The organism is Rhizobium terricola, assembly GCF_012927355.1.
Taxonomy (GTDB): domain Bacteria; phylum Pseudomonadota; class Alphaproteobacteria; order Rhizobiales; family Rhizobiaceae; genus Allorhizobium; species Allorhizobium terricola.
The window spans coordinates 64994-89064 of record NZ_JABBGK010000005.1 but is presented as its reverse complement, the minus strand read 5'-3'; the positions used below and the strand labels follow the sequence as shown (position 1 = coordinate 89064).

The window sequence follows — 24071 nt, the reverse complement described above, 5'->3', positions numbered from 1 at the left end:
CCGAGGACCCCGAAGGATGAACAACCCGCACCATGGTGCCCGTCTTACAGTTCACAGTCGAGAGCAGATCGTCAGACGTATCTCGTCGGGCCAGTCTGCCTCCGATGTCGCCGAGGCCTTTGCCGTCTCCGTCCGTACGGTGCGCAAATGGCTCGCGCGGTTTCGAGCGGGTGGGAGTGCTGCGCTCTCAAACCGGGCAAGTGCGCCCGCCCGCGTCAGCGCCCGCTTGCCGGAGCCGTTGATTGCTCTGGTCCTGCACTTGCGGCGGTCGATGCGGATGACCGGCGCGGCGATTGCGCACAAGCTCGGGCTGGCGCGATCGACCGTGTCGCGATGGCTCAAGCGCGCGGGAGTGGGACGGCTCTCGCGCCTTGATCCGCCCGAACCCGTGCGCCGCTATCAACGCGAGCGACCGGGCGAGTTGATCCACCTAGACATCAAGAAGTTAGGGCGGTTCGACCGTCCGGGGCACCGCATCACCGGAACTCGGACCGGATGCCGCAACAAGGGAGCCGGTTGGGACTTCGTGCATGTCGCGATCGACGATGCAACGCGGCTGGCCTATGTTGAAGTCCTCGGCGACGAACGCAAGGCAACCACGACCGGTTTCTTGCTGCGGGCGCTACGCTGGTTCCGTAGCCAAGGCATCCGGGTCGAACGGGTAATGACCGACAACGGATCGGCCTATCGATCCGGTCGCTTTGCCACGGCTCTGCGGCTTCTCAAAATCCGCCACATCTTCACCAGACCCTACACGCCGAAGACCAACGGAAAGGCAGAGAGGTTCATTCAAACCCTCATGTGCGAATGGGCTTATGGTCTGGCCTACCCGTCGTCTCAAGCCCGAAACGCAGACCTCACCAGATGGCTTGACTGGTTCAACCACGCAAGACCACACTCAGCAATTAACGGCCGAACGCCAGCCGACCACGTGAACAACCTCCTGAGAACTCACATCTAGGTCACCGAGATCGAGATGCGATTTCCGAATATCTTCTGCCATTCTTCCCCCGCCAACACCGTGAAATCGTCGCGCTCATATTCACATGCAAGAATTGCTCGATCTCTTGCGGTCTGGGCTCGCGAAAGCCACCCGTCACCAAGGTTGATTACCTCTTGGGTGCCAGGGATGACGAGATAGGAATTCGCCTTGCCGCACAGAAAGATCAAGAAATCACGGACAAACCAGTCGTAATAGAAGTAGTCCTGATCGCGATGTGCATAGGCCGACATAAATTCGGCGGCCAACATCTCGATTTGATACGACTTGAGGGGGACATTACAATGTCTCTTCCACGTCTTCATCATCTTCGCCATTGGCCGCCCGTTTCGGTACGAGAGGATGTCGGCCGTTTCGATGAATTGAAGCTCAGCTCGCGGATCGACTAGCTTCCATCGACCGCCATTATTGGTGTCCGGCATCAGAAAGCGACCTTGATCGTCATACCGGAACACCGGAACCACCTCGACAGCGATCGTATTGAACCCGGCGACTACCACTTGGCCGTCACCACGGATGTCTGTTTGATAGTACCGATCTACGAGCACCTGGCGCACTTCTTGAAGAAGGGAGGACTGCTTGTTTCCTTGGTACCCTTCGAACCGAGTGTATACTTCGATAGGAAGCTCAAAGAAGATATCGACATCGTTTGGCGGACCTATTGCCGTACCCTTGCCCCAGGAGCCGACGATAAAGCCGTGCGGAGTCTCCGTTGATTCTCCCCAATAGGCTGCGTGGAGGGATTTTCTGACGCCCAGCTGCTTCCGAAGGCCGTCCTCAAGTTGATCGGTCGTCAGGCTCAGATTTTCATGGAAGCGACTAAAGCGCTGTCGTACTGCAATCCACATTGAAGGCCTCCCGCGTCAGAACTATAAGTGTTCTGGCACCGGCCTCGCTATTTCCATTCTGCGATTGAGGGAGTTTTGGGCTATTCTCCCCAAGAAACATGACGGAGTAGAGTATGTGTGGCCGGTTTACCAACACGATGACTTGGGCCGAAATCCATGCCCTCTACAATATTCATGCAGAGAACCCACCCCCGTCCAACATGCCGCCGCGCTACAACATCGCGCCGACACAGAGCGTCAATTTCGCCCATAAGGACAAAGCCGGCGAGCTAGAAATTGACTACGGGCGATGGTGGCTTGTCCCCTTTTTCGCCAAGGAATTGCCGAAGGCCGCAATGTTCAACGCGAGGATCGAGACCGTCGACACATCTGGGGCATTCCGCGAACCCTTCAAGTCGAAGCGCTGCCTCATCCCGGCTGATGGCTATTTCGAATGGACCACAAGCGAAGAGGACGGCAAGAAAGACCCATGGCTGTTGCAGCTCCCTGAGGGAAAGCCTTTCTCATTTGCCGGACTATGGGCGCGTAACGACAAGCTAGGCGTCACCAGCTGCACGATCATCACAGCGCCAGCCGTCGACCACATTGCGCACATTCATACGCGAATGCCCGTCATGCTGGATCCATCGGCCTATGACGCCTGGTTGGATGCCTCTGTTCAGGGTGCTGACGCGAAAGCCTTCCTTCTTGAAAACCAGATCGACAGCCAGCTTGAGTTTTATCGTGTCGGCCGTGAGGTGAATTCATCTCGCTATGACGGGATGGACACCAAGAAGCCCATACTCAACTCTCTCTAGGGGGCAAGGCCTGATGGCTCAGTTTTCGCCTTACGTGATCAAAGCCCTGACGGATGTCATCACCGGGGGCGTCGGCCAAGGCCCCGACATAGCTGAACCGATCGGAATCTACCGCTCGGGTCCAAATATCGAGCGCTTTTTTATGGATTGCGGCTTGGATATGCGTATCGGCGCTAGTTCGAGGTTGCCGGCAACGATGGACTTCCTCCGCCAAATCGCCGGTCAATGGGACGCTGACGAAAAGCTGAAGCGAGTTATTCAGAAGGTCTCGGATCCGCGTGAATACCTTAGCGATCCGACGAGGGCGATCGCAGTACAGGAGCACTTGAACGCGGCTCTTGCAGCCGATGGCCTTGCGGTCACGACCGTAAACGGGAAAGCCGAGGTCCTGCCGCGAGGAACCGCAGGAGTGGTTGTTACTGCTTTCACGGAAACTGTCACGCGACTGGATTTTGACACGGTGCAACTGGACATCAGCCGTGCCCTTAAGAGCGCTACCGAGGATCCGGAGGATGCGGTTACTTCAGCATGTTCCCTCGTGGAAGCAGTCTGCCGATCTATCCTGATTGAGTTGGGCCTACCGCTCCCCGCTAAAAAAGATATCGACGGGCTCATTCGTGCCGTTCAGGAGCCGTTGGGACTGTCGCCGGGCCGGTCGGGCCTGCCGCCTGAGATCGAGAACGACATTCGCCAAATCCTGAGCGGACTGACTTCTGTCGCAAAGGGCATCGGCGCCTTGCGCACACACGCCGGCGACGCACATGGCCGGGAGAGGGGACACCGGCGGATCGATGCAAGGATTGCTCGGTTGGCGATCAATGCGGCAAGCTCGCTCGCTCTCTTCTTGATCGAGACGTGGGAATTGAAACAGCACCGCACTTTGTTGCTGAAGGGAACATCATGATCACTCGAACTGTGACGCTATGTTTTGCCGGGCAATTGATGTCTATCTTTTCGACACAGCAGGCTCATGCAGATCAAGCTCATGATTTCGCTCGGTTTTGGGCTGCTGTTTTAGCCGTAGAAGATCGTTGCGATGATTTCTATTCGATCACTGATGCCACCATGGGCGGTCATTTGACAGCCGACGAGTACAAGCGAGCATCCGATGCAGTTGAGGACCTTCGTCCGAAAATGGCAAGAAGCCTTTCTGCGCTTTCGTGTCAGGCTGCCGCAGAAGCAGTTGCGGATCTAGGCGGCCTGCCCTTTTTGAAGGTATGGGAGCGTCGCTGATGGATCTTCGAAGAAAAGGCTACACGCAGCTCGTGCTTATTGCGGTTCTCGTGACCCTAAGCGGCTGCAATGGCAATCTTACCATCGCGCCGTCTGTCACAGCATTATGTGACGCCGAGGCCGCACGAAGTTTGGTGGGCAAACCCAAACCGGCAGACGAAGCGGCTATGCAGCGGACCGGCGCCAAGACGGTTCGCCAGATCCAACCTGGCGATATGGTGACCCAGGACTTTAGAGAGGATCGGGTGACGATCGAGACTAATCCGGCGTCGGGTCGGGTCACGCGGGCCACCTGCGGCTGATTTGTCCGTCGCCAAAGAAAAAGGGCCAGCGGTAGCCGCGGCCCTTGAGGTGTGAAGGTCTAAGCCTCCAGAGGGGAACGATCGACGCGGCGGCTGGGAGGATCCGCTTGTCGATCAAGATTCCATATGGGGATGCGATAGGCGGCCTGCAAGCTACTCTATTTGCATTACGGTTCTAAGGGTCTTTCTCTTCTGGTGCAGTGCTGCGAGCTTCAGCCTGAGACAACCGTTCCAGGAGGGAATTGATCCGATCATCATTCTGTATCGGCTGATGCTTCACATGGGCCTGCGCTGCCTTACGCATCATGTCACTACAGGCGAGCTGCCTGAACATGTGATATCTATCTGTCATCGCTGCCCCTCCGCCGCCAGAACGCCGTGAGGGGTCTCAGGTTCCGAACTGAAGTGATGGAGCAATACGGAGAGGTAAAATCTCTCTCAACATCAACCATTAAACCGACAAGGGAGGATCCGCGTCAATGATGCGCGGTTCCCCCAATTTCCCCGCTGCGCAACGAAATCGGCTCCCCCACGCCCCGCAGGCCGCCTACGGCGGTCGTTGACCCAAACCCTCCCTTGTCGGTCCCGCACCTTTGTTTTCATTCAAAGGAGCCGACGATGACCACTTACGACCGCATCAACGAACTGCGCGCCGAACTTGCAGCGTCAATCGACCAGGCCGAGCGTCAGCAGATCGCAGCCGAGCTGGCGGCGGCCGAAGCGAAGCTTGCCGAAGAAGAGGCCGCATTCGATGCGCTGATCAGCGCCGAGCCGCCCCACTAGGGCGGCTCTTTTCAATGCCGGCGCCTTGGGTATTGTCGCGCTATGGTCAAGCGCGTCTTTCTATTCTCAGGAATAGCCGTCTGCCTGTTTGCAGTCGGCTTCTGGTACTTTGTAGAGCCTCAGTTGTGGCCTGGACGGCGCGGGCGGATGTAGCAACCTTCCCCCGGCGCCATGGAAGTATCCGGATGCCCTCGCCTACTCTCTGCCGTTCTTAGGCTTAGGCTTGGTGTTTATCCTGGCGAGCCGCCGCTTCAGAGACTAACCACGTTCTATCAGAACGCCGATCCGAAGGAGGCAGGGAAACCGCGCCTCACAATAATCTGCCCCCTTACGGTCGCAGCCAATCGCGAGGGCGCGCTTGAGGTCGACGAACTGACAGCTGGCGCCGTATTTCTTCACCAATGCTTTCCGATCGAGCACGGCGTAACGGTCGCAGCGCCGGCACTCGATGTCGATCTTTTCCGCCCGGTAGTCCTTCAGCCGAGGCAGGCTCATCCAAATCCCTCGCTTCTTCTTGTTTTTTCGCGCGCCACAGCGACGGGCAGTTCTTTGATATTCGTGGTGTAGCGCGGCGATCGACGGTCAAACTTGGTTTGCCAGTCGCGCTTGATGCCGGCCGAGGCCGGGATAAGCGAGCCACGCCCAAACTTCCCATTGACCGCATCTAACGCTGTCATCAGTCGTTCCGACTGGTCACGGTCTCGCGCATCGAAGAGGGGTCGCGGCTGTGACGCCGCCCTCACCAGATCATTCATGATGATGCCGGCCTTCGCGTAGCGATGGCCGTCCCTGAAGATCTTGCGCGCTCCGCTCTGAGCAGCCCGGATCAGGTCGAAAGTGTCGTTCGAAGCCTCGGGAAAATGGACTGTTGTTTGAGCCGAGTGCGGTTTGTCCTTCGAGTTGAAGCGCGACGTATGCATGAAGACCGCCATATGTGTCGCCTCGAGACCATGCCGGCGCAGCTTCTCCCCCGCCCTCATCGCATAGGCCGCGACTGCCTCGAGCATTCCGGCCAAATCTGTAACCGGCGTTCCAAAGGATCGCGTTACGGCGCATCCCTTCCGTTGTGGCGGCACGTCTTCGAGCGGCAGGCATGAAATGCCCTGCAGCTCCAGAACGGTCCTCTCGCCGACCACGCTCAGGAGATTGCGGGCAAGCCGCGCATCAACGCGAGCCAAGTCGCCGGCCGTCTCAATGCCCAGGCCGAATAGTTTTCGCTCTGATGCCGAGCCAACGCCCCAAACCTCCCCAACCTCGACGCGATCAAGCCAGCGTTGCCGAACGGCTGCATCTGTCAGGTCGCAGACGCCGCCAAGCTCCGGGTTCTTTTTCGCGACGTGGTTTGCGAACTTCGCCAGTGTCTTGCTCGGGCCAATGCCGACACAGGTCGGGATCCCTGTCCATTGCTGCACCGTGGACCGAAGATCGCCGCCGAAGGCGACGCGATCGGCAGGCCTGATGTCGGTCATATCCAAAAAGCTTTCATCGATCGAATAGACCTCAACATCTGGAGACCATTGCCGATAGATCGCATTGAGCCTGGCGCTCATGTCGCCATAAAGGGTGTAGTTGCTGGAATAGACCGCCACATCATTGTCACGACAGAGATCGCGGATCTTGAAGTAGGGTTCGCCCATGCCGATGCCGAGCGCCTTGGCCTCCGCCGTTCTGGCAACGGCGCATCCGTCGTTGTTGGACAGAACAATGACCGGCCGCTTTGCGAGGGCAGGGTCAAAGACGCGCTCGCAGGAGCAATAGAATGAGTTGCCGTCAATCAGTGCGAATGAGGTCATCCCTGCTTCCTCGGTCGCAGCCAATGTACGTTGCAGAGTGCGACACCCCAGATCTCCACTTCCGCGATCTCGGGAAGGTCGAACCGCGGCATGTCCGAATTCTCAAACATCAGCCGCGGACGACCACCCGTCATGCGCAGCCGCTTCAATGATCGCTCGCCATGAACCGTCGCCACGACGATATCGCCGTCGACCGGCCGCAGGCTTCGGTCGACCACGATCAGATCCCCATGGAAAATACCGGCGTCTCGCATCGAATTGCCGTCGACCTTCCATAAGAAGGTTGCCGGCGGGTTCCGGATCAGGAGCTTGGTGAGGTCGATAGACTCTTCAACGTAGTCATCTGCGGGGGACGGAAAGCCGGCGCATAACCTGTGGAGCATGAGAGGCACATAGACTTCTGCCTCGATTTTCAGGCCGGCGAGCATTCAATTCGATCCTTTCACGACTGGTAGCGAAAGGAACAAACAGGGAACACATCGGGAGCCAAAAATCAATAGCTAGGCTAGAAGCTGGCTCGCCCTTTTCGATCGCGAACGATCGCCAGGATGTCAGTCGCGACCTACGAAACCGGCAGGATAGCCTTGTGCCATGGCTGCGAAATTCAAATCCCCTTCCGAATGGAGATTAAGCACGGCGGCTTGGGCGAGCGCCCTCGTCGCGTAAAGGTCGAAAGCAGCATAGTCCGGCTTCCCACCCAGTGAGGTAACATAGGTTGCGACAACAGCCTTGGCGGACGAGTAACTGCTTATGGTAACTGACAGTGGTACAGCAATCTCGATGATACGTGGTCGGCCAATACCCTGAACTAGCTCGATGTGGGCTGGGTCTTTCAGCCAGAAATAGACCCCCTCCCCGCCCCAATGCTGCAGAAGGAGCTCCACCCCGCCATCCGTGGTAGCTAAGGGATGTGACACCATCCAAAATTTGCCGGAACGGGAATCCGCTTGCGTGTGGAAGGGACTTTCCCAGTAGATCGCAGTGGCTACATCGCTCGTAAGAGTGCCCGCAGCCACTTGCGCATCAAGTCTCCGGCGAATACCTGCCACATCTGACATGACGACGCCGTTTGCCCGGATAGACGCCGCCTCCTCGTCGGTAAGCCGTGTGTAATGCCATGCGCGGATAGTGCGCTGCTCCATTGCTGGCATGATAACGTTTTCGAGAACGTGCATCCGCTCTGCTGCATAGGGGTTTTCTCGAAGTGGTACCCACCGATCCGCAGCCTGCTGTTCCTTGTAATTCTTCTGCTCGGTCATCTCATAGTTTCGCAACACATCCCCGTGCGACTGCAAGAGCGCCAACAGTTCCTTGTCAAAGGTGGCTAGGTTCCAAACATCAATTGGTGGGGTCAAGCGGTCACTACCTTCATACCCGTTTCAGCAGCTCAATAACCTGATCCGGCGAGAGTTCGCGCATAATAAGCGATGGACGCATCCTCTCGAAGACTGTTGCCATTTGAGAATATCGGGCAACCGTGGGGAAGTGAGAGTTGAAGTCGCGGCCCTTGAAGCTCTCGAACCGTCCAAGCTCTTCCACCAAAAACCGTGCGATGCTCAGGTGAGTACTTTCGTTGTTTCCATCAAAACCTGCAAATTTGGGGTCATAGGCTCCGTATCCAGATTCCTGCTGCACTCGAACCTTATCAGCGTTACTGAACCCTTGGTAAGCTCGTTCGATGAATGACCACATATCCAAGATATTGACGACGGTTGTCACATCCTTGGGGTCATCGACATGGTTGTGCATCACACCTTGCAGCTCCCAGTTCAGCGACCAATAGTGCCCGCCATAGATCGCTTCCTGAATGAGCTTCGTCTTCTTCAAATCATACTTGTTGTTGGTCTTGTCTTTCCGCTCCTCGATCTGGTTTTTCAGAATCTCGGTCAGAAGCCAAGTCATCAGCTTTTCCCTGTTATTCAGCCGGAAGTATTCCGGCTTATCGTCTTGCAACGCCCCATCGATAAGGCGGCGTAGCGCTTCGGATCGAGAAGGTACGTCATCTTGGCGTGCCCGCCATGCGTCAATCCGAAGCGCGCCATCGCCGTGCGCTTCAGTTCCTGCATATCCACTACAGCGCGTGCGATCAGATCGTCCGCGAATTCGGCGCGCAACGCGTGGATTTCCACGGACCGCGCCTTCACGCGGTCATGGCCACGCCGCCCGGCAAGGCGAATGAACGGTTGCGTCTTGAGCGTGCGATGGAATTCGCCAATGCCCTCGCCAGGATGGTCGAGGAGACGGGTCGTTCGGTGTCAAACGGAGAGTTTCAGACACGCACCAGGATCGGAATAGACACCGGGAAAGCCATCGCCGTGAATTCTGGCAGAGGCGATGAGCCTGAGCCGCTGTTTTTGGGTCGTCCAGCGAACTATGCGGCAAAGCTCGCCGACGGAGATGAGGAGGGCATCTATCTGAGTGACCGCGCTCGCTCAACCCTTGGCTACACGCCGGCGGGTTCATTGGTGTTGGAGAAGAGTAGCTCCTTTAATTTACGTAGCAGAGCAGCGCTACCAAGCGCCGTCACTGGAGTGACAGATGCTCGCATCCGCACCTTGTCAGCAGATGTGCGTCTGCGCGTTGAACCTGCGATTCGCGACGTGAATTTTAGGTTTCACCAACATACCCCTCCCCTGCGAACGATCGACTATTCTCTCTTGTCGCCCAGCAACAGCATTCACATGCCGCTTGTTTCGATTTTCGCCGATATAGACGGCTTCACGAAGTATGTTGACGACTGCACCATCGGCGGAAAGATCGCCGAGATGGTCTCAAATCTACATGCCATCCGACACGAGCTGGCAGCTGTGTTGAAGAGGGATTTCGACGGAAAGAAGGTCCGTTTCATTGGTGATTGCCTGCATGGCGTCATGGCTACCGGGACAGCCTTCGACATAGATGAGCGGGAGACCGTTCGTAATGCCGTTATGTGTGCCGCTGCCATGCGATCGAGCTTCGATCTTTGCAAGACATTGCTACCCGGGATCCAGCAGCTTGGATTGGCGATCGGGGTAGAGTTGGGGCCAACGCCGATAACTCGTCTGGGCATTCGAGGTGATTTCTCGGTTCGATGCGCGACCAGTAAGGCAGTCTCCAACTCCGAGGACCTGCAGTCGATCTGCGGCGGTAGAGAGAGCGCGCTCGGCGACCGAGCCCTTGCGGTTGCGCCTCGTGACATACGAGATCTCTTCGGGCACACCGGCCGCGTGCAAGATCTCACCTATTCACGGGCGCTCGCCCTCGGTTCTGAGAACGCCAGCAAGACGCCGCCTCTCGCCGCCCCAGCGCTCGCCACGTCGGGTGGCTGGGTTAGCCGTGCTGCCGCGAGTGAAAATGCCGTGCACAGCAGCGGTGGCACTCGCCATGCTTGAGTTGAATGATGATGCGTTTGACCACGTGGATGAGGCAGTTGCAGCGGCAGTGGAACAACGTTTCTCCGCCGTTGAAGGGACAGAATGGCGGCGCCTCGAAAGGCGCGATCTCCTGCGTTATGAGGGTCGAAAGTTCGAAGGCGGCTGGCGATTGTCCCTCCAGTTCTCCGACGGGATTAAACACCTTGATGTTCTCATCACACGCTGGTTCCCGAGCATATCAGCACGCATAGCACTGGTGGAACATCCTCCTCGGCTGACGTGGCCACATGTTGAGGATGATGGCGTGCTTTGTCTGCTCGGAAACGGCTTTGAGTTGGACCAGGATGATCCCCCTGCTGTCGTAGAGAACCTGCTTTCCCGCTCCTGTCGTCTCATTGAAGAGCTTCTTAGCGGTGAAATCATTGAACGCGATTTTCAGGAAGAGTTCCTGACGTACTGGGCATATGATCTTTGCAGACCACGTCGACATTATAGCCTTCTGCGCGCAGCGGGCCCGTCGCGGGAGATATGGTCTTGGAATGGACCGGCTTTCACCCTGCTCGCTGAAACCGAGGAGGATGTTCGCGATTGGGTTCGGAAATATACCGGATTGACCAAGGTCCACGCGACACTGCCAGCAGCATTGCTGTGGTTCGAAGCGCCGCCGCTCCCAACGGAGTATCCACAGCGTGCGCGCCACATCGTTGATCTTGCGCGCCGTGCCCAGGGCGACGGCCTCGGAGCTGTACGCTCGACCTTGTCAGACTTAAACCGAGCAAAGACAATTGTAATTGGTGCGCCAGGTAGAGGCGGGCCGGGACTTGTCGCGGCGACCGTTGACATGCCTGTCGCTGAGACCTCCCGCGGCAGAGGTCGGCTTCCTTCCGACGGCTTCAGGAGCGGCGCAGTGCCGACAGACATCCTGATGGATCGCGTTTTTGGCTCGCAGACTATATCCCGAAGCCGCGTCATCAGAGCGGAGGCTGAATGGATTCACGGCCGCGGCCGTGATCCAAGGGCCAGTCGCTTGCTGAATTCGACCGTCGTCCTGTTCGGCTGCGGCTCGGTGGGAAGTTTTGTGGCGGCATCGCTTCTGCGTGCGGGGGTTGGCAAGTTGCATGTCGTAGATTGCGACACACTGGAATGGTCTAACGTCGGCCGACATCATCTCGGTGGGCAGTCCGTGGGGCTCAATAAGGCCAGCGAATTCGCGGCTCGTTCAAGCGCCGAATACCCTCACCTTGACATCGTGGGTCATGAACGGACTGCGGAGTCAGTTGTTGCGGAAGCTCCAGACTGGTTCAGCGGGGCAGATCTGATCATCTCCACAACGGGCAGCGGGCATGCCGATAAACTGCTGAATGAATGGCAGAACACGAACGATCGCCGAATTCCCGTCGTCTATGGATGGACTGAGCCGTTCGCGGGTGCCGGTCATGCGCTGGCAGTCCTTGAAAACGGACCATGTTTGTCATCGACCGTCGACAATCTTGGTCGCTCGAACTTCAACATGGTCACCTGGACGGAGGGAGGCGTGCTTGAAGAGCCAGCGTGTGGTGTGCATTTTGCTCCTTATGGACCGATCGAGCTAAATCACGTCACCAGTCTTGTCTGCGAACTTGCACTGGATTGCTTGCTTGGTCGCGAGAAGGAATCCTCTCATCGGATATGGGCGGCGCGTAAGCGTCATCTTCAGGAATTTGGTGGAGTTTGGACGGAACAGGCTTTGGCCCTCATGAAGGGTGACCCTCGCGGGGAAACGGTTCTCGACCGGCGGCTCCCATCGTGTTCATGCTGTTCAGGCGGAGGGCTTTAGTCTGAAAGAACCAGCGTGACGCCAATCTGCCAACTGGGGCTTTTTACAACCCCTTTCGCCGGTGTATGTCGTTGGTGTTGCGAGGTTCGGAACGGGGCGAATTGGAAGACCAAAAGGAAATTTTCAGTGGCTTGATAATCCAACTAATAGGCCGGTCTTCGTTTCCGCTCAAGGCGCATGAAGCGTGCGCAAACCTGACCGATTTCCCACCATTTGATTTCCGTACATACTTTACAGACAAGTCGCTTCCTGAACCATGGCGGTGACAGAGGAATATTTCTATGTCCGGTAAATGGTCGTTTACTGGACGCTATGATGTCAGATGCGATCAGCCTGCGTTTTCTCCGTGATAACAAACTGTTTTGGAAACATCCGGCTTAGCGTCTCAACCTCCTCATCCATGGCCTTCTGTAGCGTCCTGTACATCTCCGTCTCATACCCCTCCCACTCAGTCCGATCGAGTAGCTTGATGCTTCGCCCCGAAGGCCGGAGCAGTGGCGAGTAGACGTATCCAGTTCGCGCCTGGAGTAGGCAAACCCCCATGACCGGAATATCGCTTTTAATGATTGGCATCACCGACAGCTGAAAATGACCCTCACCAGAATAAACCTCCTCTACAGATTGATGTATCTCCTGCCCCGATTTCATGGTTGGGAATTTGTAGGTGTAGAAACCCGAACAAGTGAGGTAGCGGTGTCCCGCCGATGTCGCTTCGACAGCCGTGGGGAAGCCACCAATAACGTCACCCAGGTTTTTGTTGGTCAGTAGCCTGTCAATGAACCTGGAGCGCAAGTTGCTTTGTCTGAGAGGGCCGTCTTCTGTTGAAATTCGGGCTGCCTCAACCTGGCTATGAAACGGGCTGGTGTCACCAATTGAACAGATGTCCGGTATGTCTAGAGCAACCCCTCGACGGATACGACACAATCGAGCGCGTGGCTGGTGGGAGGCAGTGATGAAGTCAATATGAACCGCCCCGGCTTTGCCGGAGACCCCAACTCGTGAGAAGTAGGGTCTATGACGAGCAAAACGACGAACAAATTTTCTCCTGAAGTCCGTGCCCGCGCCGTTCGAATGGTGATGGAACATGAAGCCGAGCATCCCTCACGGTGGGCGGCGGTTTCTTCGATTGCCGCCAAGATCGGCTGCTCGGCGCATACCCTGCATGAATGGGTGAAGAAGGCCGAGGTCGACAGCGGCAAGCGTGCAGGTTTGCCGAGTGACGTGGCTGAGAAGATGAAGGCTCTGGAGCGGGAGAACCGCGAGCTTCGTCAGGCGAATGAGATTTTGCGCAAGGCTTCTGCATATTTTGCCCAGGCGGAGCTCGACCGCCCACTGAAGCGATGATTTCCTTCATCGACGAACACCGCTCGGTGCTCGGGGTCGAGCCGATCTGCAGGCTGCTGCCGATTGCCCCGTCCACCTATTATGAGGTCGTCGCCAAACGCACGGACGTGGACCGCCTGTCGGCCCGCGCCCGGAGCGACATGGTCATGAAGGTCGAGATACGCCGGGTGTTCAACGAGAACTTCCAGGTCTATGGCGTGCGGAAAGTGTGGCGACAGTTGCAGCGAGAAGGCTTTGATATCGCTCGATGCACTGTCGCACGGCTCATGAGAACGATGGGACTTCAAGGCATCTTTCGCGGCAAGCCTGTCAAAACCACCGTGTTCGACAAGCGTGCTCCATGCCCGCTTGACCGCGTCAATCGCCATTTTAAGGCTCCCGCGCCGAACATGCTGTGGTTATCCGATTTCACCTATGTCGCGACCTGGCAGGGCTTCGTTTACGTGGCCTTCGTCATTGACGCCTTCGCCCGCCGTATCGTCGGTTGGCGGGCAAGCCGGACGGCTCATGCGGGCTTTGTGCTCGATGCTCTCGAGCAGGCGCTTCATGACAGACGGCCCGTCAAACGTGGCGGACTGGTTCATCATTCCGACCGCGGCTCGCAATATGTGTCCATTCGCTATTCCGAACGATTGGCAGAGGCGGGCATCGAGCCGTCTGTCGGAAGTGTTGGCGACAGTTACGACAATGCTCTGGCCGAAACGATCAACGGTCTTTACAAGGCCGAGGTCATCCATCGACGAGGACCATGGCGCAACTTCGAAGCCGTGGAGTTCGCCACGCTCGAATGGGTCGACTGGTTCAACCACCGACGCCTTCTGGAACCCATCGGTAACATGCCGCCAGCCGAAGCCGAACAACGCTACTACGCCACGCTGGACGCGCCAGCCATGGCCGCATAACTTAAACCAAATGGTCTCCGGCAAAGCCGGGGCGGTTCAATATCATGCTTATTGGACCAGCTTTTAAGGCACTCGATGGCGTGCTCAAATTGTTTGAGTGCGACCAGCTTGGCCGCTTCCTTCACGGCGAGGTGGGCTGGATCGGCGGCACCCGCGAATGCCACGGTAAAGCGATGACCTAAGGTCACGATCTTCAACCGTCCTGGCATCGTGTCCGGTCCCGTTTCCTGACGGTCCTGAACCTTTGTATCAGCGAGAACCAATATCTCTTCGTTTCTAATCTGCGCGATTACGACGGTCATCTTCCCACCATTTGAGCCATGCGATCTCGTCCGATGTGAATTTCCCTACCGAACAATTGGCAACTTCTCACGGTTTCGACGCCAATACCGCCATGACCGAACTTTGGTCATCTACCCACGACGCCGTTGTGGGAGAAATGTACCTGATCAAATCCAAAATCGACGCATAATCGGCAGCAATGTTGCGGTTGAGAATTGGCTCGTGGTGCGCGATGCGATTCCGAAGGCGCCGGAGATCATCAAGAGGCTGGAAGATCTGCGCGCGGGTAAGGGGACCGTCCGCGTGGAAAACCTGACGGAAATGGGTACGCCAAAGCTGTTCATATCGCTTTGCGAGGACCCCAGTCCAAAACCCCCAGTTCAGCTCCGCCACGACCCGACCGTGATCTGGCACATTGCCATGGCGCCCCAGGTCGGTCCGGACCTTAAGCAACATATCGGGCAGTGGGTATTGCAAGGGGGGGCCTGGATTCAGCTCGAACCAGGTGGGTCCGTAGGCAGCCCTGAGTTGGGCACTAATTCCGTTGCGCAGCGTCACTTCCAGCCCCTGTAAGGGTGTGTATAGTGCCTGAGACAACGCGCTGTTCCAGGCGTAAAGCTTGATCCCGAGCGCCTTATCGCCGCCCGCCAGGGCATAGTAAGGTGCTAGCCGTTCAGGGGAGTGGGATGATTCCAGGTTCGCGATATTCGTGGGCGTGTAGGCAAATACCACTTGAAAAACCCTCCAAATTATTCCATCTTGTTTATGTGAGCCCCGGTAGCGCCTCTGCATGCAAGCGCCCGGGGCATTGCTTTTTCTAAGCTGCCACAAGATAGATAGGCTTGTCCCACCCTTATCGCGTGGCAATGCCAACCCTTTAACCATCCCCTTTGAGGCCGCTGACCTAACCGAGATCGTCGTTGTTTACGACCAGCTTCGGCTTTTTGCGCTTCACGCGCTCCTTGTTCTCTTCGGCCTTCTTCTTAGCAGCCTCGACCTTCTCTTGAGCGAACGGCATACAAGCCTTGATGAGCCCGTCAAAGCGGTAAAGGTTCGTCTGACTGCCGAACTTTGCGTGTCGGCGTTCTTCGCGCGTGATAAGGCCTGCCGCCTGTAGTGCCGAGACACGCTTTTGGATCGTGCGAGTAGTCACACCGATCGCATCGGCAATGGTTGCCACAGACGGGTGCGGCACGTTTTCTTCAAGCCACCAGTACTGCACCAGATGCAAAAGAATATTCATATCGAGCGCGTCCAGCCCCAGCGCTCGCTGCTTCTCGATGATAATGTTAGGAAAAGCGCTCCAGCCAGCTTTCATCAAGGTGGGAGACCACTTCTTCTCGTTTTGTTTGAGCGCCTGGACGTCTGGTGTTTTGGCCTTTAGAACTTCTTCCATCTTCATGCTCCCGTGATCGTGCATGCGTCCTATATCAGCCTCTCACAGGCACTCAGCAAGGACAGCGGGGGTGAACCCAGCTTCGGTCTGGGGCGTCCATGAGTTCGCCCAGCCCCCGTCTTAAGGATCAGGGGGCCGATGAAGCGGGGATCACCCAAATAATGACTAACCGTGAATCAGGACTTCAGTGAATAGGACGAAACGGCAGAAGAGCAATAGGACCTAGAAGGGGACTGTCTCACCGTTCACCCGGGTAAGGATAATTTTCGCTCGAAACCGTTGGTAGTCGCGGGTACCGACGACAAAGCGTCAGCTAGGAAGTGGTCTAATGAGCATTGATCACTACGAAAAATCCTCTAACCGCTTCTTCGCGGCTTTGCTGCTGACCATGCCGTTGCTCGTAGGTAGCACCGGCACGGCAACAGCGAACGAACCTGGAATGTTCCTCTGTGGCTCACCGTCGTTCTCCGGAGACCTATGGCGCGGGTTAATGCAGATTCAGGAGACCGGCGTCCAGGTTGACCGGAAGATTGCCTCCGAGGTCGCGAAAAAACTTGGCTGTCCTTTTTTCGCCAGTGCCACGCTGCGCCCCGTACAGTTCAGTTCGTTCCTAATGAGCTTCTGCTGACTGATGGCTCGAACACCGGTTGGGCCAACGTTAACTATTACATCACCTATGCAAATCGGGACTTTCCGCCAAAGTGAATGAGGCCCCGCATGCACCGCCATTAAAGGAGATAGCGTGAAAACATCTGTCGCCGGATATCGGCTCTCGATTGCAATGCGGTATTGGCACAGCGCGCGCATCATCCTCGCCAATCAGATCCGACAGTCAGAATTTCTCGAACCCCTTGGTTTTCTGCTGGGCATGGCAACGGAACTGGCGCTGAAGGCGTACCTTCTCGACACCGGAGTAACTGAAAAAGCGCTTGCGTCAAAGAAGATTGGGCACGACTTACGGGCGCTTCTGCGTGAATGCATCCGTGCTGGCCTGGAAATAGCTCCAAACGAGGCCTCCTGCATCCTCAACATGCGAGAGGCGCACTTCACCCATTTCAATCGCTACGGCGCACCGGCGGATGAGCAAGGGGTGCCACATGGCGCCGTGCTGCTCACCAACGATGAAATGGCTCTGTCTCAGGTCGCCGCCCTTCTGGATAGAATTTCCGGTGATCCTGCCAAACTTCGAGTTCGGCACGGACATGCTGAGAAACTGGATTGGCCCCAGACCCTACCGGTGCTCTATCCCGTCGATGCTGAAGTTCTCAGGGAATTGGAGGCGACGATCGACGGTAAAGTCTCGTATGTTGCCTCTCTGAACCGATCCATTCAGGAAAGGCGCAAACACTCTCAGCAACGTTAGCCGCCCTATCGACTGTATTGAAGCAACCCGCCTCCGCCGTATGCAATGCAGGGACAAGCGGAGGCTTACGTGGTTACTATGGCACAAACCATGCCCGATTGAAAACGAATCTGCTGTGTCTCTAGCGTGTAGGCCTCCTGCAACCCTGCCAGACCGGCGAGGTCTGGGGGTAGTAAGGGTAAGGGTATCAGGTGGTGGGCGCACAAGCCTGCGCAAAGCCTCGCTGTGGCCAGCGATATCACCGTTCCACTGACTTCGGAAAGATGGCGCCACCGTCATCCTCACGCGCTTTGCCCGGCGCATCGAGGCGGTTTTTCAGGACTTACTGGATGCCCAGGCAAGGGCCTGTGCCGGAATGATGCAACCACGCGCAACGATGCCCGCCACGCCATCGCGGCTCGCATCACACGCGGCCTATGTGAGCGCTACAAGGTGCTTCCTACCTCCAACCATATTTTCCGGCAAGCGGCGTGTGGTGCGGGCTTCAGGACGCCAAAACCGAGTAGTGGGCAGATGCGACCGATCTCGGGCTTTACTTTTCAGGGCGAAGCATCGACGATTCCGAGGCATGCTCGAAAGGATGTTGCATGGATTCCGCCGACACACGGCCCCTCGTTATGTCTCATACGCCCGGAGCGTTACAGCGGAACTGGAAGGTTCCCGCCCTGTTCCCCCTATGCCCTTCGACGTCGGTGGAGGCGCCTATCAAAACCTATTTTGAAGCGCTGTATATTGGAGACATTGCGGTAGACGGGCCGTACGGCGAAACGATGATAGATGACGTCACTTTGCACCCTGACGGCAACAGCATCTTAATCCTCGGCGATTTCGGCGAAGGTGCGATCAAACGCTGGTCACTGATGAAAATTACGTTCGAAGATGGGTACTTCGTTCACGAGAGTAAAGGGACGTTCTTCGAGCGCGATGGAGCTGACAAGCAATTTACCTTGGCGCAGGGACTGCCTTGGGAAGGCGGAGAGTCAATCGACGACTATTGCTAGCCGTGGTGCCCAGAGTATCGAGTAGGAAACCGACCAAGCTCATCTCGTTACGCCAGTAGCAGTTTGCCGAGGCCTAGCCTTCGATCAGAGTTTCGGATGCCGCTCGTGAATTGGCAAGCTTGGGTGCATTACACTGCGTTCGTGGATCCAATTGGAAGTGTTCGTCGAGAGCGGTGAACGGAAGGCGACTTTCATTCTGATAAGCATTTGCGAATGGGCTATCTCTAGTGAGTATGGCGGACTGAGTAGAGAGTCAAAAATTCTGTTGCTTCAGACGCTTAAGTTTTGTTGCCGACCGACCTTTGGTTCGAATCCTTTCAAGGCGACATCGTTCCAGGATAAGCAGGGTGATATGCTCCGTCAGGAGCGAACGGCGGCAACCAGACGGCGGCAGGCATCGACCAGATCCGATTCCTGAAGCAGCGCTCCGCCGAGCAGGTAGATGACGTCCTTGCCGTAAGCTGCGCGCATCTCAGGTATCCGTGCGAAAGTCATACCGCCGCCTGGCGCGGGGGCGATCGCCTTCGGTCCTCCCAGTTCATCTGCACAGGATCGGGCGATCGACAGGCACTCTTGCCGAGTGAAGCCAAACCGGCCTCCGAAGTTCGGATAGATGACGGCGTCTGCACCCATCAGCCGATGCAGTGTGCCGAAGAAGCTGCGATGCGAAAAACCGCAATCGGGCGAGACAACATTCGCACCCGAGAAGGCGGGGTGGGAGATGATGGGAAGCGAGAAGTCCGAATCCTGCGTCAGCGCCCGGATCGCGTCGTAGCCGGCCAGTGCCGGGGCAATCATCACGGCACCCGCGCCAGCTTCCTGTGCTTGTCTCGCACGCTCGACGAGTGATGTCGTTGGGCCGGTAATGTTGGGGACAAAGCTTGTCTGGCCGCCGGATTTCGCGTTCGCCTCACCGACGGCCTCGACGCAGGCTCGCAACCGCTCCTCGAACGGAGACGTCTTCTGATCGACGAGGCCGTGATCGTCCTTCACGAAATGCATGCCGCCGAGCGCGAAGTCATGGGCGAGGCGAGCCAGCTGTGCTGTCGACAGACCCACGGGCTTGATGGCGGACATCAGAAGGGGAGTGTCACCTATGCCCGCCCTGGCGCGAAGTCCGGCAATGCCGTGACGCGGGCCTTTGCAAAGCGCGAGGACGCCGGGTGACGGGCTGATGTCTTCCACCTTCAGGCCTGGCTTGATGGAACTGTTGCCGAAGACAATATTGAGAAACTGCAGGAAATCCTCCCCCATGTCGTCGTCCGAATAGGAGATATTGGCCAGATAGCCCGACCTGCCGGCAGGGTCCTTGTCGAGCGCCTCCAGTCGGCCGAGGATCTCGTCCTCGACATAGCCCTTCGGCACGGCGTTTCGGGGGATTTCGACGGTCTGTTCCAGGGCGATGTCGAGCGCGCGGCCTTTCGCCTCCTCAGCGTCTCCCGCGCGGATGAAATAGGTCACGGTGAAGCGTGAAGCCATCAGAGCGCCTCCGCCTTTTGCGCGGAATGGACATGGTCGAGACGGACCTGCGCGAGTTCATCCTCGCCGATCGCCAGAGGCGCGCCGACAAGCTCGGCGATCGCCGCGACCAGCGCGCCGGCGTCGAGCCCGTACTTTTTCATGAGATATGGTTTCGAAGCGCCGTGTGCGAACGTGTCGTTGAGGCCGAGGCGCTTGAGGCGGATGCCGAGCCCTTCCTCCGCGAGGATTTCCGCGACCAGCGAGCCGAGGCCGCCGACGATCGTGTGGTTCTCCAGCGTGACGATGCCCTTCTTGCCACGCGCGGCTTTCAGCAGGCCGTCCCGGTCGAAGGGTTTGAGCGTCGAGGCGTGCAGGTGGTGGATGCCGATGCCGCGCGCTGCGATGGGCCCCGTGGCGCGCAGCGCCTCCTCGGTGCAGACGCCGGAGGACACGACGAGAATGTCGTCCCCTTCCGACAGCGTGCGCAGCTTGTTGAATTCGAAGGGGGTCGAAAACAGGCGAGGCACTTCGCCGCGCAGGACGCGCACATAGACCGGCCCGTCAATGCTGTCCGCCACCTCCAGCACGGTTTCCACTTCGGTCGCGTCGCCCGTTTCAAGGATCGTCATGTTCGGCACGGCACGCAGCACCGCGATGTCCTCGATCGCCTGGTGTGTGATGCCGCCCGGCGTCGTGATGCCCGGTAGGAAGCCCATCAGCCTGACCTTGCGATTGGAATAGGCGATCGAGTTGATCAGCTGGTCGTAGGGACGGCGATAGAGAAAGACCGAGAAGGTATGGATGAACGGCCGGAACCCCTGCATGGCGAGGCCGCCGGCGAAGGAGAGCATGTTCTGCTCGGCCATGCCGAGCGAGAGGAACTGCTCGGGATGTCGGTCCCGGAAACCATCGACCTCGCAGGACGAGGTGAGGTCGGCCGAGAGGCAGAGCACTTCGGGCCGGGCCGTGGCAAAGGCTTCGAAGGCCTTGGCATAGGGGCGGTTGACGATTTCGACCATGGTCAGGCCCCTTCCATCGCGGTGAGATCGATGCCGAGTTCGACGGCAAGTGCTGCCTGCATTTCCAGCCGCTCCTCCGCGCTCTTGAAGCGCACATAGTGCAGGCGTGGGAAACGTTTCTTGAGGAAATCCATGCCTTGATAGGGCGAGGTATTGGCGAGGATGACGAGCGGCTTGCCGGGCTCGGCACTTTCAGCGGCGCTGCGGAGAGCGTCGAGGTCATGGCCGTTCACCGAGCGGCAGGCCACGCCGAAGGATGCGACACGGGATGCCAGGTCGCCGAGATCGAGCACCGAGGACATGGCGCCGTCGCATTGCTGGCGGTTCACGTCGACGATGACGCGGATATTGTCGATGCCGTGATAGCTCATCGCCGCCAGGCACTCCCAGGTTTGTCCTTCCTGGAATTCGCCGTCTGACATATAGACCCAGACCTTGCCGGGCTCTTTTTTCCGAAGCCGTGCCCAGGCGACGCCCGAGGCCATGGAAAGGCCCTGCGCCAGCGAACCGGTCGTCACTTCCATGCCGGGGCTGTGCTCCGCCCCGATCATCTCGACCGAACCGCCGTCCTTGTTGAAATGGTCGAGCGCATGTTCGTCCATGCGGCCGGTCTCGATCAGCGCGGAATAGATCACCAGCGCATAGTGCGCCGGCGAAATGAAGAAGCGGTCGTATTGCGGGCCGACAGAACCGTGATAACCGGCCCCGGTAAAGGCATCGGGATTGTGTGCTGAGGGTACACCGCGAAAGGGCAGCGGCACCTTCGGCAGCGTTGGTTCGCCGAGTTTCAACAACTCGTTATAGAGCAGGGCGAGGCTCTCGGCCGCCGAGCAGGCCTGGCTGAGATAACCGCCATTGTGCTTCATCGTGTGGAAGAACACGCGGCGGCGGATGCCGAGCGCGATCTCCTCGGTGGACTTTTCGTTGGGCAGGCTCATCGTCTCAGCTCCGTTCCGGGAAGAGCGCCTTGAGGCCCTCGGGTGACGGCGTGGCGATGCCGCGTTCGGTAATCAGGCCGGTGATCAGGCGTGCTGGCGTCACGTCGAAGGCGGGGTTCGCGGCTGGGCTGCCTTCGGGCGAGATGCGCACGCTTGCAATCGAGCCGTCGGTGGCGCGGCCCTGCACGAAGCTCACCTCATCGGCGGCGCGCTCTTCGATCGGGATGTCCTTGACACCGTCGTGCACGGTCCAGTCGATGGTCGGCGAGGGGAGTGCGACATAGAAGGGAACGCCGTTGTCGCGCGCGGCGAGCGCCTTGAGATAAGTACCGATCTTGTTGCAGACGTCGCCGTTTGCCGTCGTGCGGTCCGTGCCGACGATCACCATGTCGATATCGCCATGCTGCATCAGGTGGCCGCCGGCATTGTCGACGATCAGGGTGTGCGGCACGCCATGACCGTTCATCTCCCAGGCGGTAAGATAGGCGCCTTGGTTGCGCGGACGCGTCTCGTCGACATAGACGTGGACCGGAATACCGGCTTCAACGGCCATGTAGATCGGTGCGGTCGCGGTCCCATAGTCGACCGTGGCAAGCCAGCCGGCATTGCAGTGGGTGAGAATACGCACGGGTTCGCCCGGCTTCTTGCCGGACGCGATCTTTCGAATGACTTCGAGGCCGTTGGCGCCGATGGCACGATTGAGCTCGACATCCTCTTCCGCGATTTCGGCGGCGCGCTTGTAGGCGGCGGCGGCGCGTTCGTCTTCCGGCAATGGGCCGAGATGATCACGCATCGCGTTCAACGCCCATCTCAGGTTGATGGCGGTCGGCCGTGTCTCGTTCAGTTCTTCCCAGACGGCATCGAGATGGGCATCGGAGGGATCCTTCGCCATGGCGATGGCGACACCATAGGCCGCGGTTACACCGATCAGCGGTGCGCCGCGCACCCACATGTCGCGAATGGCGACGGCAATGTCGCCAACCGTGTTCAGGGTGACGATGCGGAATTCGTGCGGCAGCCAGCGCTGGTCGATGATGTCGACGGCGCGGCCGTCCTCGTTCAGCCAGATCGTGTGGTAGTGGCGTTCTCCGACTTTCACGCGAGGATCTCCTTGTCAAGCCGCTCCGCCGTCTCGCGAATGTCGCGGAGACCGTGGATGCGCTGCCGGTTGACGGCGAGGTGACGCCCGAACTTCAGGGCCTTGCTTTCGCAGGGCGCGCGGCGGTCGGGGTCGGCGATGGTTTCGAAATCGGCGTTGTGGGCAAGGCCGAGGATGCGGCGATGGATCTCTACGCCGGCAAAGCCAAGCATTTCGTGCCAGATTTCGTCGATGACGATGTTGAGCGCCTGCTCGGACGCGAGCGGGTCCTTGCAGTCTTCGAACAGGCTCGCCTGGTAGAGGATGCCCTTGCGCTCCGTGCGCCAGAGATGGGCAAACTCGGCGCGAAACGTCTCCCACAGCGTGTCGATCGTATCGAGCAGATAGGCGCGCATGCTGTCGCGCGCGCCGGGCGAGGCCTCATGGCCGGCCTGGGAGAAATAGCTCATCCAGAAATTGGCGAGCAACATGCCGACGTCGAAGCTGATCGGGCCGTAGAAGGCAAATTCCGGATCGATGACGCGAGTCTCCTCGTCTGTGACCATGACGGAGCCGGTGTGCAGGTCGCCATGGCACAGCGTTTCGGCCTTCGAGGAGAAAAGGTGCTTCAGGCGCTGCGCTTCAACCTTGAGGTCACGGTCGGCGCGCAGTTCGGCGACAAGCGGATCAAGCTGCGGCGCTGTGTGGCGGTTGAGCGACGCCTCGAAATAGGGATCGGAAAAGACGAGGTTTTCGGTGATGTCGCAAAGCTCGACATTGTCGGAGAACAGCGCGACATCCGCCTTCTTCTCTCGCGTGACCATCGACAGGTCCGAGCCACGAAACAGCGTGCGGGCGACAAACAAGCCAAGGTCGCGACCGATCCTCGGCAGTTTTCGGCCGTCGATCAATGCGCGCCTCAGGATGACGTGCGGCGTCAGGAACTCCATGACGACAATCGCCTGTGCTTCGTCAAAGAACAGGACCTCCGGTACCATGCCGGGGTCGCGCGCGTTCTGGCGCTTCAGCGCGTGATACTCGAAGAAGGAGCGCTTGAGCGGCAGCGGCCAGCTTTCACCGACAAGGCGCACGTAGGGCAGCGCCTGCTTGACGATCACGGCTCCCGTGTCGCCCGTCACGATGAAGACCAGATTGAGGTTTCCGTCGCCAACTTCCTTGATGGTCCAACGGGAATAATCATCGCCGATCTTTCCTTTTACGGCGGCTTTTCCGCCGAGCCGCGCCGGCAATGTCTCTGCGCTCAAAGCCTCGAAGACTTGGCAGTCCATGATGTTTTCCTCCTGTGCACGGGGCCGCCTCCACCGCGTGCCGCCATGCCGTCCTTGAGCAAAGCTAAGGCAA

General features: G+C 58.2%; 28 protein-coding genes and 1 other annotated feature. Of the genes, 12 read left to right on the top strand and 16 right to left on the bottom strand.

Going from position 1 to position 24071, the window contains the following annotated elements; genetic code table 11:
- Positions 1-16 precede the first annotated feature (16 nt).
- A complete protein-coding gene (locus tag HHL25_RS19195; protein WP_169594697.1) occupies positions 17-961 on the top strand; it encodes an IS481 family transposase in 945 nt (314 codons plus the stop codon).
- On the opposite strand, the gene HHL25_RS19190 is transcribed toward HHL25_RS19195, so the two are convergent.
- Positions 958-1848 carry an SMODS domain-containing nucleotidyltransferase gene (locus tag HHL25_RS19190; RefSeq protein ID WP_152342079.1) on the bottom strand — a complete coding sequence of 297 codons (891 nt, stop codon included), beginning with the start codon at positions 1846-1848 and terminating at the stop codon, positions 958-960. The genes HHL25_RS19195 and HHL25_RS19190 overlap by 4 nt on opposite strands.
- A gap of 113 nt (positions 1849-1961) precedes the next feature.
- Here HHL25_RS19190 and HHL25_RS19185 point away from each other — a divergent pair, with 113 nt between their 5' ends.
- The 5 genes from HHL25_RS19185 to HHL25_RS19165 all read left to right on the top strand — a co-directional run bounded on the left by HHL25_RS19185 (position 1962) and on the right by HHL25_RS19165 (position 4963).
- Entirely contained in the window at positions 1962-2645 is a 684-nt protein-coding gene (locus HHL25_RS19185) for an SOS response-associated peptidase (protein WP_169594695.1), read from the top strand.
- A 13-nt stretch (positions 2646-2658) separates the two neighbouring features.
- A complete protein-coding gene (locus HHL25_RS19180; RefSeq protein ID WP_169594693.1) occupies positions 2659-3549 on the top strand; it encodes an abortive infection family protein in 891 nt (296 codons plus the stop codon).
- Positions 3546-3878 (top strand): hypothetical protein, encoded by a 333-nt coding sequence (locus HHL25_RS19175; protein WP_169594691.1) that lies wholly within the window; start codon positions 3546-3548, stop codon positions 3876-3878. Before HHL25_RS19180 ends, HHL25_RS19175 begins: the two co-directional genes overlap by 4 nt.
- Positions 3878-4180, top strand: coding sequence for an I78 family peptidase inhibitor (locus HHL25_RS19170; RefSeq protein ID WP_169594689.1), 303 nt, complete (start codon positions 3878-3880; stop codon positions 4178-4180). Before HHL25_RS19175 ends, HHL25_RS19170 begins: the two co-directional genes overlap by 1 nt.
- 618 nt (positions 4181-4798) lie before the next feature.
- Entirely contained in the window at positions 4799-4963 is a 165-nt protein-coding gene (locus HHL25_RS19165; RefSeq protein WP_169594687.1) for a hypothetical protein, read from the top strand.
- Positions 4964-5221: 258 nt separating this feature from the next.
- Here the strand turns inward: HHL25_RS19165 and HHL25_RS19160 are convergent, their stop codons facing one another.
- The 6 genes from HHL25_RS19160 to HHL25_RS23565 form a co-directional block, all read right to left on the bottom strand.
- Positions 5222-5458, bottom strand: coding sequence for a hypothetical protein (locus tag HHL25_RS19160; protein ID WP_169594685.1), 237 nt, complete (start codon positions 5456-5458; stop codon positions 5222-5224).
- Positions 5455-6756 carry a Y-family DNA polymerase gene (locus HHL25_RS19155; protein WP_169594683.1) on the bottom strand — a complete coding sequence of 434 codons (1302 nt, stop codon included), beginning with the start codon at positions 6754-6756 and terminating at the stop codon, positions 5455-5457. The genes HHL25_RS19160 and HHL25_RS19155 overlap by 4 nt, the downstream gene beginning before the upstream one ends.
- Positions 6753-7184 (bottom strand): LexA family protein, encoded by a 432-nt coding sequence (locus HHL25_RS19150; protein ID WP_246701900.1) that lies wholly within the window; start codon positions 7182-7184, stop codon positions 6753-6755. The genes HHL25_RS19155 and HHL25_RS19150 overlap by 4 nt, the downstream gene beginning before the upstream one ends.
- 123 nt (positions 7185-7307) lie before the next feature.
- A complete protein-coding gene (locus tag HHL25_RS19145) occupies positions 7308-8015 on the bottom strand; it encodes a hypothetical protein (protein ID WP_169594681.1) in 708 nt (235 codons plus the stop codon).
- A 109-nt stretch (positions 8016-8124) separates the two neighbouring features.
- Positions 8125-8658 carry a YfbU family protein gene (locus HHL25_RS19140; protein WP_246701899.1) on the bottom strand — a complete coding sequence of 178 codons (534 nt, stop codon included), beginning with the start codon at positions 8656-8658 and terminating at the stop codon, positions 8125-8127.
- Positions 8659-8675: 17 nt separating this feature from the next.
- Positions 8676-8885: a hypothetical protein gene (locus tag HHL25_RS23565; RefSeq protein ID WP_246701898.1), complete on the bottom strand. Its 210-nt coding sequence runs from the start codon at positions 8883-8885 to the stop codon at positions 8676-8678.
- Positions 8886-8906: 21 nt separating this feature from the next.
- On the opposite strand from HHL25_RS23565, the gene HHL25_RS19135 reads away from it, so the two are divergent.
- Together HHL25_RS19135 and HHL25_RS19130 are read left to right on the top strand one after the other, a co-directional pair.
- Positions 8907-10127 (top strand): adenylate/guanylate cyclase domain-containing protein, encoded by a 1221-nt coding sequence (locus HHL25_RS19135; RefSeq protein WP_169594679.1) that lies wholly within the window; start codon positions 8907-8909, stop codon positions 10125-10127.
- Positions 10120-11925 carry a ThiF family adenylyltransferase gene (locus HHL25_RS19130; RefSeq protein WP_169594677.1) on the top strand — a complete coding sequence of 602 codons (1806 nt, stop codon included), beginning with the start codon at positions 10120-10122 and terminating at the stop codon, positions 11923-11925. Before HHL25_RS19135 ends, HHL25_RS19130 begins: the two co-directional genes overlap by 8 nt.
- Before the next feature lie 318 nt (positions 11926-12243).
- On the opposite strand, the gene HHL25_RS19125 is transcribed toward HHL25_RS19130, so the two are convergent.
- A complete protein-coding gene (locus tag HHL25_RS19125; RefSeq protein WP_169594675.1) occupies positions 12244-12717 on the bottom strand; it encodes a hypothetical protein in 474 nt (157 codons plus the stop codon).
- Positions 12718-12939: 222 nt separating this feature from the next.
- Here HHL25_RS19125 and HHL25_RS19120 point away from each other — a divergent pair.
- Positions 12940-14171 (top strand): IS3 family transposase gene (locus HHL25_RS19120; RefSeq protein ID WP_112830825.1). Its coding sequence is split into 2 segments (ribosomal slippage): positions 12940-13231 and positions 13231-14171, totalling 1233 coding nucleotides; the frame shifts between segments, so codons are not numbered across the junction.
- Positions 13224-13340: a sequence feature (AL1L pseudoknot), on the top strand. Its footprint overlaps the gene before it by 117 nt.
- Here the strand turns inward: HHL25_RS19120 and HHL25_RS19115 are convergent.
- The 3 genes from HHL25_RS19115 to HHL25_RS19105 all read right to left on the bottom strand — a co-directional run bounded on the left by HHL25_RS19115 (position 14135) and on the right by HHL25_RS19105 (position 15849).
- Positions 14135-14473 carry a hypothetical protein gene (locus HHL25_RS19115; protein WP_169594673.1) on the bottom strand — a complete coding sequence of 113 codons (339 nt, stop codon included), beginning with the start codon at positions 14471-14473 and terminating at the stop codon, positions 14135-14137. The two genes, HHL25_RS19120 and HHL25_RS19115, sit on opposite strands and share 37 nt — an antisense overlap.
- 67 nt (positions 14474-14540) lie before the next feature.
- A complete protein-coding gene (locus tag HHL25_RS19110) occupies positions 14541-15185 on the bottom strand; it encodes a hypothetical protein (RefSeq protein ID WP_169594671.1) in 645 nt (214 codons plus the stop codon).
- 172 nt (positions 15186-15357) lie between these two features.
- Positions 15358-15849 (bottom strand): helix-turn-helix domain-containing protein, encoded by a 492-nt coding sequence (locus HHL25_RS19105; RefSeq protein WP_169594669.1) that lies wholly within the window; start codon positions 15847-15849, stop codon positions 15358-15360.
- Between the two features lie 328 nt (positions 15850-16177).
- Here HHL25_RS19105 and HHL25_RS19100 point away from each other — a divergent pair, with 328 nt between their 5' ends.
- The 3 genes from HHL25_RS19100 to HHL25_RS19090 all read left to right on the top strand — a co-directional run bounded on the left by HHL25_RS19100 (position 16178) and on the right by HHL25_RS19090 (position 18213).
- A complete protein-coding gene (locus HHL25_RS19100; protein WP_169594667.1) occupies positions 16178-16477 on the top strand; it encodes a hypothetical protein in 300 nt (99 codons plus the stop codon).
- 114 nt (positions 16478-16591) lie between these two features.
- Complete coding sequence (locus tag HHL25_RS19095) at positions 16592-17212, top strand: hypothetical protein (protein ID WP_169594665.1); 621 nt, start codon at positions 16592-16594, stop codon at positions 17210-17212.
- A gap of 587 nt (positions 17213-17799) precedes the next feature.
- Positions 17800-18213 carry a hypothetical protein gene (locus HHL25_RS19090; protein ID WP_246701897.1) on the top strand — a complete coding sequence of 138 codons (414 nt, stop codon included), beginning with the start codon at positions 17800-17802 and terminating at the stop codon, positions 18211-18213.
- Positions 18214-18573: 360 nt separating this feature from the next.
- Here HHL25_RS19090 and HHL25_RS19085 read toward each other — a convergent pair whose 3' ends face one another.
- The 5 genes from HHL25_RS19085 to mtnK are packed head-to-tail and all read right to left on the bottom strand — an operon-like array spanning position 18574 to position 23998.
- Positions 18574-19692, bottom strand: coding sequence for a RuBisCO large subunit C-terminal-like domain-containing protein (locus HHL25_RS19085; protein WP_169594663.1), 1119 nt, complete (start codon positions 19690-19692; stop codon positions 18574-18576).
- A complete protein-coding gene (locus HHL25_RS19080) occupies positions 19692-20693 on the bottom strand; it encodes a transketolase family protein (RefSeq protein WP_169594661.1) in 1002 nt (333 codons plus the stop codon). The genes HHL25_RS19085 and HHL25_RS19080 overlap by 1 nt, the downstream gene beginning before the upstream one ends.
- Before the next feature lie 2 nt (positions 20694-20695).
- Positions 20696-21631: a transketolase gene (locus HHL25_RS19075; RefSeq protein WP_169594660.1), complete on the bottom strand. Its 936-nt coding sequence runs from the start codon at positions 21629-21631 to the stop codon at positions 20696-20698.
- Positions 21632-21635: 4 nt separating this feature from the next.
- On the bottom strand, positions 21636-22730 hold the full coding sequence (mtnA, locus tag HHL25_RS19070) for an S-methyl-5-thioribose-1-phosphate isomerase (RefSeq protein ID WP_169594658.1): 1095 nt from the start codon (positions 22728-22730) through the stop codon (positions 21636-21638).
- Positions 22727-23998, bottom strand: a complete 1272-nt coding sequence (mtnK, locus tag HHL25_RS19065) for an S-methyl-5-thioribose kinase (protein ID WP_169594656.1) — start codon at positions 23996-23998, stop codon at positions 22727-22729. Before mtnK ends, mtnA begins: the two co-directional genes overlap by 4 nt.
- Positions 23999-24071 lie beyond the last annotated feature (73 nt).